Source organism: Paenibacillus sp. PvR133 (assembly GCF_017833155.1).
In the GTDB taxonomy this organism is placed as follows: domain Bacteria; phylum Bacillota; class Bacilli; order Paenibacillales; family Paenibacillaceae; genus Paenibacillus; species Paenibacillus polymyxa_B.
Genome location: NZ_JAFIBS010000001.1, coordinates 4246121 through 4262533 on the forward strand (window position 1 = coordinate 4246121; position 16413 = coordinate 4262533).

14 protein-coding genes are annotated in these 16413 nt (G+C 37.4%); all 14 read right to left on the reverse strand.

Going from position 1 to position 16413, the window contains the following annotated elements:
* Window positions 1-14: 14 nt before the first annotated feature.
* The 14 genes from JOE49_RS18420 to JOE49_RS18485 all read right to left on the reverse strand — a co-directional run bounded on the left by JOE49_RS18420 (window position 15) and on the right by JOE49_RS18485 (window position 16322).
* Window positions 15-1550, reverse strand: coding sequence for a hypothetical protein (locus JOE49_RS18420; RefSeq protein ID WP_209942320.1), 1536 nt, complete (start codon window positions 1548-1550; stop codon window positions 15-17).
* Window positions 1551-1561: 11 nt separating this feature from the next.
* Complete coding sequence (locus tag JOE49_RS18425; RefSeq protein WP_209942322.1) at window positions 1562-1990, reverse strand: hypothetical protein; 429 nt, start codon at window positions 1988-1990, stop codon at window positions 1562-1564.
* Complete coding sequence (locus tag JOE49_RS18430; protein ID WP_023988764.1) at window positions 1968-2636, reverse strand: TnsA endonuclease N-terminal domain-containing protein; 669 nt, start codon at window positions 2634-2636, stop codon at window positions 1968-1970. The genes JOE49_RS18425 and JOE49_RS18430 overlap by 23 nt, the downstream gene beginning before the upstream one ends.
* Before the next feature lie 2106 nt (window positions 2637-4742).
* Entirely contained in the window at window positions 4743-5717 is a 975-nt protein-coding gene (locus JOE49_RS18435; protein WP_209942324.1) for a cation diffusion facilitator family transporter, read from the reverse strand.
* 517 nt (window positions 5718-6234) lie between these two features.
* A complete protein-coding gene (locus tag JOE49_RS18440) occupies window positions 6235-6984 on the reverse strand; it encodes a class I SAM-dependent methyltransferase (RefSeq protein WP_245248416.1) in 750 nt (249 codons plus the stop codon).
* A gap of 206 nt (window positions 6985-7190) precedes the next feature.
* Complete coding sequence (locus tag JOE49_RS18445) at window positions 7191-7439, reverse strand: DUF6250 domain-containing protein (protein ID WP_028541584.1); 249 nt, start codon at window positions 7437-7439, stop codon at window positions 7191-7193.
* Window positions 7440-7476: 37 nt separating this feature from the next.
* Window positions 7477-7950 carry a PTS sugar transporter subunit IIA gene (locus JOE49_RS18450; protein WP_023988785.1) on the reverse strand — a complete coding sequence of 158 codons (474 nt, stop codon included), beginning with the start codon at window positions 7948-7950 and terminating at the stop codon, window positions 7477-7479.
* Between the two features lie 45 nt (window positions 7951-7995).
* Window positions 7996-10056 (reverse strand): BglG family transcription antiterminator, encoded by a 2061-nt coding sequence (locus tag JOE49_RS18455; protein ID WP_209942326.1) that lies wholly within the window; start codon window positions 10054-10056, stop codon window positions 7996-7998.
* A gap of 161 nt (window positions 10057-10217) precedes the next feature.
* Window positions 10218-10781: a 6-phospho-3-hexuloisomerase gene (gene hxlB / locus JOE49_RS18460; RefSeq protein WP_025722481.1), complete on the reverse strand. Its 564-nt coding sequence runs from the start codon at window positions 10779-10781 to the stop codon at window positions 10218-10220.
* Between the two features lie 10 nt (window positions 10782-10791).
* Window positions 10792-11844: a galactitol-1-phosphate 5-dehydrogenase gene (locus JOE49_RS18465; RefSeq protein WP_209942328.1), complete on the reverse strand. Its 1053-nt coding sequence runs from the start codon at window positions 11842-11844 to the stop codon at window positions 10792-10794.
* Window positions 11841-12506 (reverse strand): ribulose-phosphate 3-epimerase, encoded by a 666-nt coding sequence (gene rpe, locus JOE49_RS18470; protein WP_053325504.1) that lies wholly within the window; start codon window positions 12504-12506, stop codon window positions 11841-11843. The genes JOE49_RS18465 and rpe overlap by 4 nt, the downstream gene beginning before the upstream one ends.
* A 22-nt stretch (window positions 12507-12528) precedes the next feature.
* Window positions 12529-13782 carry a PTS transporter subunit IIC gene (locus JOE49_RS18475; protein ID WP_023988790.1) on the reverse strand — a complete coding sequence of 418 codons (1254 nt, stop codon included), beginning with the start codon at window positions 13780-13782 and terminating at the stop codon, window positions 12529-12531.
* 14 nt (window positions 13783-13796) lie between these two features.
* Complete coding sequence (locus JOE49_RS18480) at window positions 13797-14099, reverse strand: PTS sugar transporter subunit IIB (RefSeq protein WP_049828419.1); 303 nt, start codon at window positions 14097-14099, stop codon at window positions 13797-13799.
* A 1482-nt stretch (window positions 14100-15581) separates the two neighbouring features.
* Window positions 15582-16322: an SDR family oxidoreductase gene (locus JOE49_RS18485; RefSeq protein ID WP_028541588.1), complete on the reverse strand. Its 741-nt coding sequence runs from the start codon at window positions 16320-16322 to the stop codon at window positions 15582-15584.
* Window positions 16323-16413: the final 91 nt, after the last annotated feature.

The window sequence follows — 16413 nt, forward strand, 5'->3', positions numbered from 1 at the left end:
TTAAGCACTCCTTTCTAATAAGTAATGGTTTTGTACCTTTTTGTAGAGGTTGATGTTTTTTGGACCAGAATCTTTTCTTGTAATTCTCTTGCTTTATCTAGTTCTGCTAAATTTTTATGTTCTTGAGCTAATAACTTATTTTGATTCGGGGAATTACTTTCTTCTACTGCTTGTCGAATAACTTGTTGGACTTTTGCTATTCGATTTCCTGAGCCTTTCTTCTTTTCCGTTTCTTTTGCGATTAGATATTCATGGTAAACAAAAATCGGATCGTCCCACTGTGTAAAATGAATGAGTTTATTCTTTTTTAGCAGATTAATGGCTTTTCGTATCTGTAAAGTATGCGGTGTTAATGACCATTTACCAGCCGCAACGAGCTCTCCAAACTCACTACCATCTGGGAGAAACACTCTGATCGTACGAAGATCATCTACATTTATGTGTACATTAACCTTTGTACCAATTAAATGAGCAGATTTTACTAGTAATTCATTACGGTATTCAACTCCCATATATTCGATGTAAGGACGCTTTCCCGAGGAAATACTACCTCGAATAGTTCTAGGTTGTTCGACTTGTGTAAACAGAAATTCTGTACGCTTTGATTCATTTAACAATCTGGGTTTCATTCCTTTCTTGAGTCTTTGATCCAGTGCTTCAAGTGGTGAATTATAAAACAATGCCCCGTGTGGAGTGCCATTATAATTTGAAATAACAACATCGACGATTTCCTCTAAATGTTCAAATGTCATTTCATAACGGATGGCCATTTTTTCAGGATCTTTCCTACGGGGATCTTTTGGATGACTTCCGGTGGTATTTGCCATCCGTTGAATACTACTGGAAGTAAAGGTATTATGAAATCTTTCAATGAAAGAACGTCTCATTGGCCTATCAACTGCACCAATACAAGTTGTACATCCTATTAAATTGCTTAAGCGTTCCCTAACCATTTGAGCAAGATGAGATTTGGCATTGTCAAAATAAATGACATCCCATACCGCCCATTCAATCTCAGGAAATTGTTCAGATGGGTATCCCCCTGTTGGCTGATATGACAGACCGTCTATTGTTAAATTCTTTTTCTTAAATGGCATAATCGCTTTTTTGGCAGCGATCATTACATCACTTGCGTTATACTCCTTGTTAAGACAAATGTGAGGTCTTCCAATAACGTTTCGAGTTGCGCGGTCTGTAAAACTCAATAGCCAAAGTCTGTCTAAAGTTAAAACTGCGTCATCTCCTTCCAATGTTTTCACCTTTATAACAAAAATGCCGTCAATTCTATGGCCATCAAACTCAACCTTTTGATAAGGGGTTATATTTTGAGGATAATTCTGTTGGCCTACCCCCGAATTTTTAGCTTTTTGTTCAGCATCATGTCCGAATCGCGAAGCAGCCTTGCCAAAGTGAATATCCCTAAGGTTCTCTAAGTATCTACATAGCGATCTATACCCCAAAGTATCAGTGTTAAATGGATAAGAACTTCTAGGAATACCTGCTTCTTTGCATCTATCCACAAATTTTTTATGTATGTATTTAGGTTTCATAACTGGTTCAGTTAACTTTTTTTTCGACCAAAAAACAAGTCATCTATTTCATCTCTAATTTGTGGATATTTATCAAGTAATAACTTGAATTCCCCTGTTTTTCTTGATACATTACTTTTTTTAGATAGTGGGTCTAATTCATATTTTTTTATATTTTTGCCCGGTATCAGGGCTCTATACCCCCATGGAAGAGCATTTTCATCGTAAGAAATACAACGATTATATAAACGTATCAAATTTCTACGATCGATACCCGTGCATGAAAAGATTTCCTTCAGACTCTTCTCATTGTTTACATAAAGATCGATTGCTTCTTTTCGCTTTAGAAATAATATTCTTTTCTCTTCGTTAAGCAACGTCTCATCTACTTTAAACCAAAGGTCACGATCCATTTGAGTTTGTGACAAGCCGCCTCTATCAAAAACTTTCACTCGACTCATTCAACTGCACCTCCGTTTGCGTGGAAATAATACATTCATTAATATTTACATCAATAATTCCTCTGTAAAAAAGCCATATACATGCATCATGAATATCTTTAAAGGGGATGTTGGACTGCTCAGTCAATGTTTTTAAGCTTAGCCGCTCAGAAGTTAAAATTTTTATGATCTCCTCGGTACATTTAGGTTGGGCGTTATTTTTCACGACAGAGATAATCTTTAATCTATTTTCCAACTCTAAGTAGTTCTTTCTTAGATCTTTGTCTGTAACAATTTCATGCAAAATTCCATTATTATCGCACCAAATTTTCTGTGCCTCTATTTGTTTCAATGTTCGAGAGTTACGTGGATTTTCAGCATTTAACTCGGATTCATATTTAACCTCACAACATTTTATAGTTCCATTTTTCATCTGAACCCACATATCAAAAATACTTGTATGTAGCTCACCATTAAAAACATAGCTGATTTTAGGATATTGTTCACAATAAGTTTCCACATCTGGCGTAGTTTCAATTCGTATCCAATGGTCAAATTCTAGATCACTATAAAGCGTGACCTCCCTCATCCCCACTTTAGGTCCGAGTGAAGTCCAATAATTATTACCGTATTTAGAACTCCGGGGTACGATATTTGGTGTGTACATTATATCTAATCTTTATATCTCAGAATAGAACTTAAGTTCAATTTACAGCACCTGTATTACTTTCCCGTTTAAACTACTAAGTCTATTTTGTTCTTAAACCAAAAATCCGAAGACCTTTTGATTTATATCAACGGCTAAAGATTCAACTTATTTAAGATTTTAATTAACTAGGGCGTGTCTTCAAACTCAAGTAATCCACACCATATTGCTGCCAAGATTAAATAAAGCCCATATGGAAAAAAAAGATAATAACCGCCCTATTCCACAGCCAAGGAAAACGGAGCTACTGGCTTTGGTTTATCTGGTATACCCAGACTTTTAGGATCCAGATGAAGTGATCAAACTCCCTAATCTTCGCCTGGATTCTGAGAAATGGGTTCGTATTCATTTCTCAGAGGACAAAGAAACGATACCCGAGTTAGTAATTGGATTTATTGCTAAGCTTTACGATAGCCCGCTTCGTCCCTTTTTACTTAGCAATACTGGCGAGAGATTGTTGTAGATCTGATTTAATCTTTTGCATACGAGGTTAACTTCTCCTGCAGGTCTAAACTATGGTGACTACTTGTAGAAACAGGCTCTTGAGCAGCAATTTAGCCTGCTTCTAGCGGTAATTTTCGTTATATTTTCTTTGTAATAGCCTCCAATTTAAACATTTTTCCGCTCGTGAAATAAGATAAATCACAGAATCAAATCCCAAACTGGGAACTCATCTGTGATTTTGCTTTTCTTGAATATTTCGCTTTGGCATGTCTATTTATTCATGTAGAACGATATTTCAATTACGCTGAAATGAAACCACCCACTGGTCTTAACATCTTTCAATCTGTTACTTTTTCAATATCCTCATGTTGTTTTGAATAATAAGTCTCTGAGCACCACTTAATTTTAGGCTCTCTATTCTTCTCATAAATTTTTATTAGTTGGTTTAAAACAAAAATCTTTTGTACAATATTTTCACAAAAAAAGTTGAGCTGTCGTTTATAAAAATTAATATCCTTTTGATAAGGATAGCGATCCTGTTAGTTCCTCTCATATATATCAAGAAGCTGAATATGTAAATTGTATATATCTTTATAATTAATCTTAATCTCCTCCCTTTTCATTTTCGTCATCATTATACCCGTATATGAAAAAACTGATGGACACTTTTTCATCCCAGCTTAACAAATACAATAAAAAACAGGCTTGTTAATTATCTAAATATCCCCGAAAGCTAAAGACAAACTTTTCCTGAGTATCGATGGATGTAGCTTCCAAATAGCAGAAAGAGATTTGAATGAGGGCAACACTCCCCCAAAAACGGTTCACCATTTCACCTACCATCAATAACGTAAAAACAGCCCCGAATTAGGAGATTCCTGCAAACCCTCGCTTATATAGTTATGAAAGCTCAGACAGGAAAAATGGATACGATGAGACGAAAAAAGTAGCCCATCCTCTACCCGAAGATGGACTGCTTTTACTCTATTAGCTTCACCTCCGTTTCGCGTTTACAACGAACTTGGTGAGGTAGGATTGTAATCACATACGAAAGAGACCCTAGTACCTGGGGCTGTATCCATACCGAATCTCTTCACCTCCACGTTTTTGTGTTGAATGATCGGCCTGCGCTTGATCCATTTCTTGAACGTATCTCTAAGGTCAAACTCGATCTGTCAGCGGATCCTCCGGATTAATCCGATGAACCACTTGTAAGCCAGATTCACTTTGGCTTCCTAAATCATTCGGTTATCCAAGAGATTGTATAGGATCTGCAAAAACAGCAAGCGAAACAGCAGCTCCAGCTTGTTTACTGGCCTGCCGTAATACTCGCAGTAGTATGGGTTATAACATCCTTTGAGACTGAGTTTTTATAACATTCCAGTTAGATAAAAGTACTTTTTTTATTACACTGAGATACTATTTTAGTAAGAATTAGTTCCGAACTTGAATGTAGGCCAGACACCTTTTATTAAAAACTCATTATACAAGTCATCTTAATTTGATTGACTTTGTTTCCATAAGTAGCAGAACAGCCTCATCACACTATGGAGTGGAGAGGCCGCTTGTGGGGGAATAAATTCATTTCGTCTACAGCGGTTGATGTTGACGATTCCGTGTCCATCAATGGTGATGATGAGCATGCGCATCCGTCACATCGGCTTTGACGGTACATAAAATCGAGCTATCGTGAGCATGCCGTTCGGACATAACTTGTAAGGTCACGTGCCAGATTTCTTTGTGTTCCAGCATGTGTTTGATTTTTTTTAGAATCACTTCGGTTTCATAGATCGATTTTTCTCCGTTAACGACAACATGAGCAGTAAGAGCGTTCATGCTGCTTGTAATGGACCAAATGTGTACATCATGGACTCCCTTAACACCATCTACCCTTCGGATCGAATTGACAATTTCGTTCATATCAACATTTTCGGGCGTCCCTTCCATCAAAACATGCAAGGACGATTTTGTGACAAAGTAACCGCTACGTAAAACAAGTCCCGCGACAACGACACTAGCAAGCGGATCTGCCCAGCCCAAGCCAAAAAACATCATCATAAGAGCTGCGGCAATGGCGCCAACTGACCCCAGCATATCACTGAGTACGTGCAAATAGGCACTGCGCATATTCAGGTTTTCCTTGGTGTCACTTCCACGCATCATAATCCACGCAACCAACAGATTTATAAGCAATCCGATGGTACTGATAATCAACATGCCAAATGTGGCTACTTCCGGAGGATTCATAAACCGCTCAATCGCCTCGTAAAAAATGTAAAGTGAAATGCCGATCAACGTAACACCGTTAAGGGCTGCAGCTAAAATTTCAAATCTCCTGTAGCCGTATGTTTTCCCTGTGTTTACAGCTTTGGAGCCAAATGTGAATGCAAGCAAAGCCACCCCTAAAGCGATGGAATCGGACAACATATGACCCGCATCGGAAAGCAGAGCCAAACTGTTGGTAATCACACCTCCAACCGCTTCGATAATCATATACACCGTAATAATGATGAATGAAATCAGGAGTACTTTTTTATTGTTGGTATGTACATGCTTATGGTTATGTCCATGGTCATGACCATGATTGTTTACGGACACCGTTATCCTCTCCTTAAACTAATTGAATGGTTTGTCATAATACCTTTCCACTGTTTCGATCGACTTTTCATTCCCTCTCTATACAGTTTGAAAGAAACGAATTGAATTTATATAAACATATGATCAATTGTTCATGTGTTTTGATTAGCCTTATTATATTTGTTCCCGATATAGGTGTCAACCCTCATTCTTGATTGAACAAAATCTAAGCCTAAGGTGGAAATTATATGGGACAAACACGCAGAAATATGCCGAACTGCATCGGAGTTGGGCAAGGTATCGCTCTCATAGGTAACCCCTTCAGATCTCGTTGGCAAGTTCTTTACCGTCACCAACCGAGGTAAAGAACTTTCAACGAAAATGACTGACTGAAGGTAAGAATATATATAATCACTTTACAAATGAAAACTTTTATATCGCAAATGAAAGGAAAAATTATTCGCGAAGTACCAAAGATTGTGCAACCAAGCCTATACAAATAGAGTGGTTGCATTAAGTCAATTTACACTTAGCCTGATTATTTTCTGATTTTGCTGATGAAAAACGGATATTCAAGGAACACTTCGTATACAGTTTTTTGCACAATATGATACTTAGTATTACTTATGTATTCCTCTAACATTTCAACGGGTGTATATTTTAAACTTGCCATAAACATCAAATATCCCCCATGCTTGATTAAACTAAAACACGAATCTAAGCATTTTTTGAAGTCCCCTGTTTCATTAATAGCGGACCCAATTAGGGTTACAATATCAAAGGCTTCTTGAGGCAAATCGGAATCGAATATACTCCTGCATAAAACTTTTGATGGATTCGGATGCTGCTCCCTCTGTTGTCTATACTCAAATATCTCGCAAATACTTTCGTCAATATCAATGCTGGTTAAACCACCTCTTCCCTTAAGCCAATATCCAAGGTAATCGTCCCAATCTCCAGTTCCGATACCAACATTACATACTTGGATTTCATCAAAAATATCGAATGTCTTCTTTACGTAATCTCTTGTCACCAACTGTGTGTGAAGGCACTGTGGAGAAGAGTTCCATTCCCCCGCATTCGGACCTTTGAGTTCCAGATAATATTGCAGTAATTTCTCATCTTCCTTATTCATTGATAATGCCCCCATCATTAAGTTATGTTTGGTTTGTTCAATTCGATTAAATACAAACAAAAATTGCTCTTCCAACTTTATGCCTTTCTCACTTGATATTTTGCTTACAATGCATTCTTCACCCCATATATAGAAGGTATCGTCTTCAATCATAACCGTTTCTGCAAATTTCCTGCTTAAGCTTGGATTTTATAAGGTAGTTTTGATTGGAAACTTTGTGTCGATGTACATTGAATCAAACAGGATTAAGTATTCTGTCTCTGAAAATGGATCAAATAATTAAAAAAAGTTTGTGTCGCTGTGCGGCGACACAAACTAAATCCATAGAGATACAAATATCATTATTTAACTTTTCTTAATCATTCATCTTTATGTTTTAGTTTCACTTTAACATCATTAAAAAAAGCCGTTGTATTCCATACATTGAGACCAAAGTATCCTTCTTTATAAGTTTGATCTTTTGTGTCGATAACTAATTTATTGTTCAAATAAACCTTAGTGATATTGCCTTGCGCTTCTACTTTGAGATGATAATCTGTATTTGGCTGTAAATCCAGTTTTCCATCATTGTTATATGTCGCAATTTCATATCCGGTCCCATCAACCAATTTAATTAATTTTACAACATTATTTTATGTGTCTCTATTAAAGCAACTTCAAGAGTATTTCCTCGATCTCGGCAGGATTAGTTGCATTTTGAAAACGTTTAACGAATTTTTCTTCTTGAAACAAACTTGTTAAGTTCTTTAAAAATGAGATGTGCATCTTAGGATTTTTTACTACAAGTACCATTACAATTTCTGCGTTGACAGTTACATCAGATCCCCCCATATCCTCGAACTCTATGCTATTATCTAAAACTGCAACGGCAATAGCAGTTTCGTTAACGAATTCTTTATTTGTATGTGGAATTGCTATTCCAATTGTCCCCATGTTGATTCCGGTCGGATATTCGATTTCACGTTGAAGCAAAGATTCTGTATATCCTTTTTTGGCATAATTTTTCTCTTCTATCTTTTTTCCAAAGCTTTTGATAAGCTCTTCCCTCGAATCGTAACGTGCGTGCAGTTGAATTAAATCCTGATCAAACACGAGTCCATTTATCGTTTTTGCGCTCATAATAATTACTCCCTTTTATAAAAATCGGAAAACATAGATATCTTTTTAATAATCCGTACCATATTTTTTGATGATACTATGGATATCCATTGCACTTTGGGCTTGAATGATAGCTTCACAATCATCTTTACTTTCAACAAGTTTCATTAACTGAACCAATGCCCTTAAGTGCTGTTGTTTATCGACAGCGGCTATGATAATAACGATGTTTATCGGCCTATTTCTTGCAAATTCAACGCCTTGCTCTAAACGGAGCAAGCTCATAGCTACTTCGTTTACCCCACTTTCGGGACTATCATGAGGAATTGCCACATTTGGGCTAATAATGATATACGGATCTTCCACATCGTAATGTTGGATCATAGCTTCTACATAAGAAGGTTGGATACTCCCTTGAAGCAGCAGCGGTAGCGCCCCTAATCGTATAGCCTCTTCCCAAGATGATACTGAAGGAAGCAATGTAATATTCGCCGGCGTTATCAGGTCATGCAAATTTGTCTTTTGTAATTCGGGTTGTGATTTGAAAGACAACGAGTGATGGCTTGTAAAGTAGTGTTGTAATTCCTTTGCAAGAAGTTGCCTGTTCTGAACGGTTGCATATTTCTCAACGATCTCCAGAATATTTTTCAAACTTAATTCAGATGGAGTGAATCCATGCAATAATTCCATCACTTGTTTTCGTAGAGAGATCTTTTCTTCCTTTTGTAATATTGGCTTGACTATAAATAGTCGTTTGTTCGTTTGCAGATATACGGAAGAAAAAACAATGTCATATTCCAAATCATACATCTTGAATTCTCTCACAGATAAGGAATCCAAAAAAATGAATTCAGGAAATAAATCATTCAAAGTAATTAGTAAAAGCTTAGAAACGGATACTCCGTTAGCGCAGACCACTACTGCTTTTGTTTTACTCAGAATGCTGTCTCCTTGCTTTGTTAACCAACCGCCTATCAGCATCGTTAAATAAGTGCATTCACTATCTGGAATATCACAGCCAATGTAATCAGCTAAAGGTTTTGCTGACTTTTTTACAAGGTGGTGCAGTTCTATGAATTCACTATTAATTGTTTCTTGTAGTGGATTAGTAATAGTAAGTTTGTATTTAATGCGATAATATGCAGGTTTTATATGCAGCATGATCATATGCAACAACTGCTTTTTGTCTTGTAAGAGGATGCAGGACATTTTCTCAAATCGCTCCAGCATCTTTTTCAATGCCTGATTTAAATCTGATACAATGTCTTCCCCAAGGAGCTCAGATGAGGAAACATTCGTCGTAAGAATTTGCAGTGTGATGAATAATCTTTCCTCGGTCGGGATATGCACCAAATCCGATAGTAGTTCTTGAACCGCTTGGTACTCCTTGGTATCCGATAATTCTTCATAGCTAATATGAGAGGAATTTATTGTTTTCCCAAGTTTGATTCTTCGCAGCAAGATCAGTAGGATATGCGGCAAAGTTTTCATCTTATCATCTGTAAATTTCAAGCTCAGATGGCTTTCAATCTTTTCAAGACGTTCATGAATCTGTTGCACTTCTTTTTCAGTGATCTCTGCTAACTGTTGAACCCATTTTTCCCCATTGTACATGTGATGAATTTTGTTAACGACATCAATCAATAACTTTCTTTTTTGAAATTCAACACCCTCAATTGAGTAACCAGATAACCGGGAATAACGGATACTAAGATCATAAGGTTCGACTAATTCTTGTGCTGCTTTTAGATCATTTAGTATGGTATTCTTGCTTACGTAAATGGAACTGGTAAAATGAAATAAAGATAATTCTTCACTACGACTCAGTAGGATCAGAATAATAAGTTCTACTCGCTCTGCTTCAGAAAAAATATATTTTTTTGTCGAAGGCTTGTTTACTTCATTAGGCACAGCAGAGAAGAGAGTAGCATCAACAATAAAAACACCCTGTTTATTCCGTTCAATTTTTGGTAGGCGTTGGCCCTCTAACCAGTCATTGATTTTTTCAAGGCTGTAACTGATTTGCCTGCGGCTTAAACCATACTTATGTTCCAAGTTCTTACTCTTCACACTTGGATTTGATAACAATTCTTGCAGCAAGCTGCTGCTTCTATCATCAAGCTGCATGGCTCTCTCTCCTCCTTCCTTGTTAATAATAATATTGACAGCTCCAGAGGATTATATAAGAGGCTTCAAGTTTAGGTCGTATTCAAATTACTCAATTTAATCTTTGCTCTTGGAGGCGCTCTGTGAAGAATCGAAATTTTGTTCTGCCTCAAATCAAACGTTTATTCCAAATTAGCATGTCTTAATTTCATGTCATCATAGGTTTCATTAAAATTAGCTACCCATTCCAAAACAATCGCATCATACAAGAGAAGACTTAATTGCTCAAATGCCGATCCCATTGGTTGAATAGAAGATTCCATTAAATCAGTATCCGTTTCTTTATTGTCAACATTAATTAAAAGCATGTAATCAGCTAGTTTCCCCAAAGTCGACTGCGAATTCGTTGTATTAAGAATTACCTTTGCTCCTGATTGCTTTGCTTTTTTTGCATTTACTATTAGACCAGCGGTTTCTCCTGAACCAGAACCAATAAATAAAATATCCTCTGCTTGAATGCTTGGAGTAGTAATATCACCAACAATATAAACCGTTTTACCTAAGTGCAACAGTCGATTAGCGAAAGCACGGATCGCTAAACCTGATCTCCCTGAACCAGCAAGGAAAATCCGCTTTGTATTATACAAGACTTGTAGAATTTGTTCACTTTCACCAACATTCATTAAGGAAATACTTCTTTCTAATTCTTTCATAATGACTTCCATTTGTTTAATTAATTTGTCCATAAGTTCACCTTCAGCTTTCTGGATACATGATTACCTTGCCGATAAGTTCTTTTCTTTCCATTAATCGTTCAAACATTTCTGAACCTTCTTCAAGCGGTATACGATGTGTAATCATTTTTTTAGTATTTAATCTGTTATTGTGCATAAAGTGAACAGTCGTTGCCCATTCCTTACCTGGGAATGGTGCGGATACACAACTCCATGATCCCCACACGGTTAACTCACTTCTTAGGATTTTTTCAAAATAAAATCTTTCCATCGCAACGTCTGCATAAGGGATACCTAGGAACACAACTCCGCCGCCTTTTTTGGCGTAACCAAACACAGTTGCTGCTGTATGGGGCGTTCCAGCTGCTTCAACTACAATATCTGCATTCATGCCATCCGTATATTCAGCGACCTTTGTCAGAACATCTTCATTCAGAGAATTTATCGTATAATCGGCGCCTAATTCCTTCGCAATTTGAAGTTTTTCATCATCAATATCAACCGCAATTACTTTTTTCGCGCCAAATATTTTTGCCCATTGAACAGCAAACAACCCAATGGTTCCCCCTGCTCCAACAATGACCACATCGTCGCCCACCGATAGATTGGTTCGATAATACCCATGTAAAACTACAGTAGAAGGTTCTACCATAGAAGCTGATTCGAAATCCAAATCATCAGGTACTTTAACTAAATTCTTCTCTGGGAGTTTAATGTATTCGGCGAATCCACCAGGTTCCTTAGCACCTATTGCATGCAATGAATTCGCTCTAGCTGGTTGACCTGCTCGATAATAATAATCATCTTCTTCAATTAGTGCTGGACATCCAGCAACATGGTCTCCAACTTTTAGATCTGTTACTTGATCGCCAACTTGTTCTACAACACCTGCAAATTCATGTCCCCATACCTGACCAGGTGTGACTGCACCCAATTTTTTATATCGAGAGATATCAGATCCACAAATGCCACATGCTTTTATTTTTACAATGACATCTTTTCCATCCAGTATTTGAGGTTTTTTCGCTCCTCCAAAACGTATGTCTCTGGCACCATACAGTTTTAATGATTTCATTTTCTCTCATCCTTTCTCTCTCCATGTTCTAGACTTTTCAAATTCTTCACATGTGCTTTGTTATTCGAAAATAAATATGATCCGATGACAACCAAAGATGCTCCAGCTTCGATACATTGACTAGCTATACTCTCATCGACTCCACCATCAACTTCGATCTGAATATCTCGTTGACCTATCATTACTTTCAGTTCTCTTATTCTATCAATCGTTTCTTCCATAAAAACTTGATTAGGTCTTCCTGGATTGATCGACATAACTAGAACATAGTCAATGATGTTTAGAAAAGGTTTCAATAAAAAGGTGTCCGTCCCAGGATTAATGACGATCCCTGCTTTCCTTCCATGTTGCTTAATCTGATCAATGACAAAACGAATATGAGGAGTTGATTCATAGTGAACTGATATCATTTCTGCTCCAGTGTCCAACACACTCGCTATATGCTGCTCTGGGGCTGATACCATCATGTGAACATCTAATTTCATATTCACTTGTTTTTTTATATTTTTAATTTGTTCTGGACCAAATGCGATATGAGGGACGAAATTTCCGTCCATCATATCTACATGAAGTACTTGAAATCCTTCTTCATATAAAACATCGCATTCACTTTTTAAGTTCATTAAATCTGCAGCAAATATTGAAGGTAAAATCAGATTCATTATTTTTCCTCTTCTCTAGTCTTTATTTAACTAAAGTGCTTACCCAATAAATTAATAAGTTCCATATCTCAGAAAAAGTAACATCTGTCCCTAAACCTTTTAACTCGACACCTGCGCTGTTAAGCATCTGTGTTGCACCTGGTGCAACAAATCCTGCCAAATAAAATGTGATAATACAAAATACTACTGTCGACACAATAGAACGGAATAGATTTCCTTTACTTGTTAACGTACACATTACAGAAATATAGGTAACAGACATTAACAGTCCTATTGGAAAGAACTGAACTCCAGGTAAAATGAGTGCCAATAACATAACAATTGGAATAGAAACGACTGTAGTTGTAATAGTAGTCGGATCGCCTAAGCCTAGCGCAATATCCATCCCCACATTTAGATTGGAGTTATTCCCCATGCGTTTAATCATAAAGTCTTTTGCCGATTTCCCAATTGGAGATAGCCCGTCCATCATCACTCCAACAACTTTAGGCATTAATACCATAACTCCAGCTATCCCTGTGGCCATAGTCACAATCTCTGTAACAGGTCTTTTAGTAATTGCCCCTAAAACTAATCCAACAATAAATCCAATAATAACTGGGTCCCCGAGAACGCCTATTTTTTTATTAATTTTACTCAGAGAAAACTCCAATTTATTTAAACCAGGAATGAAATCAATGATTCTATTTACCAGCCAGGCAATCGGATAACCCCAAGCTGAATAAATAATAGTTGTGCAGGTTGTACCTTCTAAACCAAAGTATTCTTGCCATTTTGAAGCAATTAAATCACCAACGAATAGAGCAATAACAGACATCACCAATGTTACTACCAACCCTAACCAGAAACTGTCAAAAAGAAAGTAAGCCAAAGCTCCTGGAATTAGAAAATGCATGTAATTCCATATATCCACATTTAACGTTTTTGTCCATCTAAGTCGAACTAATACTAGATTAATAATTAAACCAAGAGGAATTGCTAATGCTGCAAAAGGAGGCACCCAAGATGCCGCCCCTACAGCTGGCCATCCAATATCTGCAATTGTAAATCCAGAACCGATTTTTGCATAATAATCAACTGCCGGTTTTAGGGAGGAATTGAGCAAGCCAACAACTAATGTTAAACCTAAGAAGCCTACCCCAACTAAAAGGCCTGATTTGATAGCGTTTCCAATTTTCATTCGAAAAACTAGACCTAATACGGTGATTATTATTGGTAAAATAGCTGTTGCTCCCATATCAGTAATAGATTTAATAATATTATGCACAGTATCCATTATGATCTACCACCTTAACTATTTTTTAAATCCAGCAGTTTTTCAGCCAATTGATTTTTCAATTTTTCTTCATTAAGCCCTGTTACAAATCCCATGATGTTCATATATGGCTTTTCATCGGTTTTAAAATTATTAGTTGTCAGAACAATATCGACGTTGTCAATAATATTCGGTAATTCCGCCATACTCGTTTTAATGATATCGTAATGTTCAATTCCTGCTTCTTTTAATACCTCTTTCACTCCATCTGCTGCGATAGTAGAAGTTGCTACTCCGCTTCCACAAGCTACGGCGATTTTAATTTTTGAATTTGACATGTTAATTCCTCCTGGTATGTTAGTTTTCGAAGCTAGTTTTAAATCCATTTCCAATCCCAAAGGGTTGAAAAAATCCTCCTTGCAAATTGTTTTATATTTCCTTTTACTCAGCAGGATTAACTTCTTTCTTGCTGTGGATTCATAATAACATGATGAATTCAATTGTTGTATTCGTTTACATCCCACTTTATAGACAACAGGTTGTACAATATAGTGATGAAAAAAATGATTTTCCCTCGATATTTTTCAGGTTAAAATCCATCTATTCCAATGAATTCAATCGTATCAACGAGTTCCGGGTTGGGTACAACGGTAGACGAGGCTGAGCTGCAACATGTAGACGTGAGAGGTGATGAATTCTGGTACATGACGTCCTATGGAGAGGAACCCACATCTGCCACAACGGAGGAAATGACACTTAGCAGTGCAGATTTGGTATTGCCCGGGTTGATTCCATTTTGTCTCACTCGTATATATGACAGCTCCAGGTTTGCTGAACTACAGCTACATTTCTCCAATCCCCCCTCGAAACCAAGAATTTTATTAATTGTTAAGCTTATGTCAAATTACATCAATTCGATTGACGATCATTTTCGCAGGTTGTTAAAATGTGCTCGAAAAACCACTTGGAATCTGATGATGGTTGTTACTGTGGGTTAAAGACATCATTATTCAAAATCCACTCCTTGATCAATCTTATTCGATGTTTTTGATGCGAGGGTCAGTTAATATAGAGAATAGATATGAAGGTGCATTAAGATCACTAAGTGCTCCACGACCACTAACAGGCATTTTTCAGATCGACTTTAAGCATTCCTTTTTCTTAAACTAAATTACTTAAATTACTTTTACTTCAATCTGAAGTGGTCTGTTTCTTTCACTGCGGTTTTGTAGTAAAGCTTCTAGCGCTCCTGCAGATGGCAGTAGAAGAGCATTTGGGGCGGATCAGGGGCAATCGTCTCCCCACTGATGAAATTTAAAGTCTTACTCTGAAATTTCTGAGGTAAGCATAACGACATTTGCTATTTTACAAATGTATAGATAAATGTCTAATTGTTAATTGGATCATGTTTGTGTTCATTACGGCAATCGGGACAAGAACCTGTACCGATAAAACAAAAAAGCCGCTATAATAGTGACTTTCAATGGGACCATGTTCTTGTCTCCCGATTAGACTGGATGTTCTTATTCCGCGCGGCTTTTTGAATTGTCATACCGTCAGACTCCATAAAATAAGTTTTAGACTTACCCTAGAAATTGAAACAGCGACAGAAAATAAAGTCCTAGACTGTCGCTGTTTCATTGAACTAACGTTCCCAGTTAGTTCAAAAAACAATTTAACATGATAGCTCTTGTTATATATAAAGTAAATTCATCTTTCCGTTATCAGCTTACAGTTGGATAATAGCCTTAGATGGTGGATGACCAGTATTTTGATTTTCAGCCATAAGGAAAATTCCCTATCATCTTGTTTGGAAATGTTCAAGGCAACGCGGTCGGCCTAACCATAATTTCACTGATTAGGGTGTCATCAGGTTCATTAATGGCAAACGCGATGGCTCTAGCAATACTGTAAGGAGAAATCCCTATGCCGCTTATTTGATTGGCGATCGTCTGCACTTCCGGGCTGGTAATGCTGTCAAAAAGTTCGGTCTTCGTCAGACCAGGAGCAATCAAGGTAGATCTAATACGCGAAGTCGAAGACTCTTCCAAGCGCAGCCCTTCCGAGATGGCTCTAACTGCGAACTTGGTGGCCGCGTATACGGCATTTGTAGGGGACACATGATAACCGGCTGTAGAGGATAGGTTAATGATATGACCGGACTGCTGCTCCCGCATGGTAGGCAATACCGCTGCGATACCGTATAAAACGCCTTTGATGTTCACATCGATCATTTGATCCCACTCTTCTACTCTTAATTCATTCAGCCTGGAACTCGGCATGACCCCTGCATTGTTCACCAATACATCAATTCGGCCATACACACTTAAGGTAAACTTGGCCAAATTCTGCATATCTTCGGCAGAAACGACGTCTGCTTTTACAGAAACGGCCTCGCCGCCACCCTGTTTAATTTCATTAGCAATCGCATGCAGACGTTCCTCTCTTCTGGCTGCCAATACCACCTTTGCGCCATTTTGTGCCAACAACTTCGCTGTAGCTTCCCCTATTCCGCTGGAGGCTCCAGTTATAATCACCACTTTATCTCGTATATTTTCCATTGTTAAATGCTCCTTTACCCAAAATTTTTCTTGGTGACGTGTGTTGAATATTTAACGGTCGTTGATTAATATTATAGACAGAAGCCCCGAT

What these genes read in the sequence shown, in the direction of transcription:
- rpe (WP_053325504.1), bottom strand. Translation starts at nt 12,506, where the DNA reads ATGAATCTGATTTTACCTTCAATATTTGCTGCAGATTTAATGAACTTA.
- JOE49_RS18455 (WP_209942326.1), bottom strand. Translation starts at nt 10,056, where the DNA reads ATGCAGCTTGATGATAGAAGCAGCAGCTTGCTGCAAGAATTGTTATCA.
- hxlB (WP_025722481.1), bottom strand. Translation starts at nt 10,781, where the DNA reads ATGGACAAATTAATTAAACAAATGGAAGTCATTATGAAAGAATTAGAA.
- JOE49_RS18480 (WP_049828419.1), bottom strand. Translation starts at nt 14,099, where the DNA reads ATGTCAAATTCAAAAATTAAAATCGCCGTAGCTTGTGGAAGCGGAGTA.
- JOE49_RS18475 (WP_023988790.1), bottom strand. Translation starts at nt 13,782, where the DNA reads ATGGATACTGTGCATAATATTATTAAATCTATTACTGATATGGGAGCA.
- JOE49_RS18440 (WP_245248416.1), bottom strand. Translation starts at nt 6,984, where the DNA reads ATGATTGAAGACGATACCTTCTATATATGGGGTGAAGAATGCATTGTA.
- JOE49_RS18420 (WP_209942320.1), bottom strand. Translation starts at nt 1,550, where the DNA reads ATGAAACCTAAATACATACATAAAAAATTTGTGGATAGATGCAAAGAA.
- JOE49_RS18485 (WP_028541588.1), bottom strand. Translation starts at nt 16,322, where the DNA reads ATGGAAAATATACGAGATAAAGTGGTGATTATAACTGGAGCCTCCAGC.
- JOE49_RS18430 (WP_023988764.1), bottom strand. Translation starts at nt 2,636, where the DNA reads ATGTACACACCAAATATCGTACCCCGGAGTTCTAAATACGGTAATAAT.
- JOE49_RS18465 (WP_209942328.1), bottom strand. Translation starts at nt 11,844, where the DNA reads ATGAAATCATTAAAACTGTATGGTGCCAGAGACATACGTTTTGGAGGA.
- JOE49_RS18450 (WP_023988785.1), bottom strand. Translation starts at nt 7,950, where the DNA reads ATGAGCGCAAAAACGATAAATGGACTCGTGTTTGATCAGGATTTAATT.
- JOE49_RS18425 (WP_209942322.1), bottom strand. Translation starts at nt 1,990, where the DNA reads ATGAGTCGAGTGAAAGTTTTTGATAGAGGCGGCTTGTCACAAACTCAA.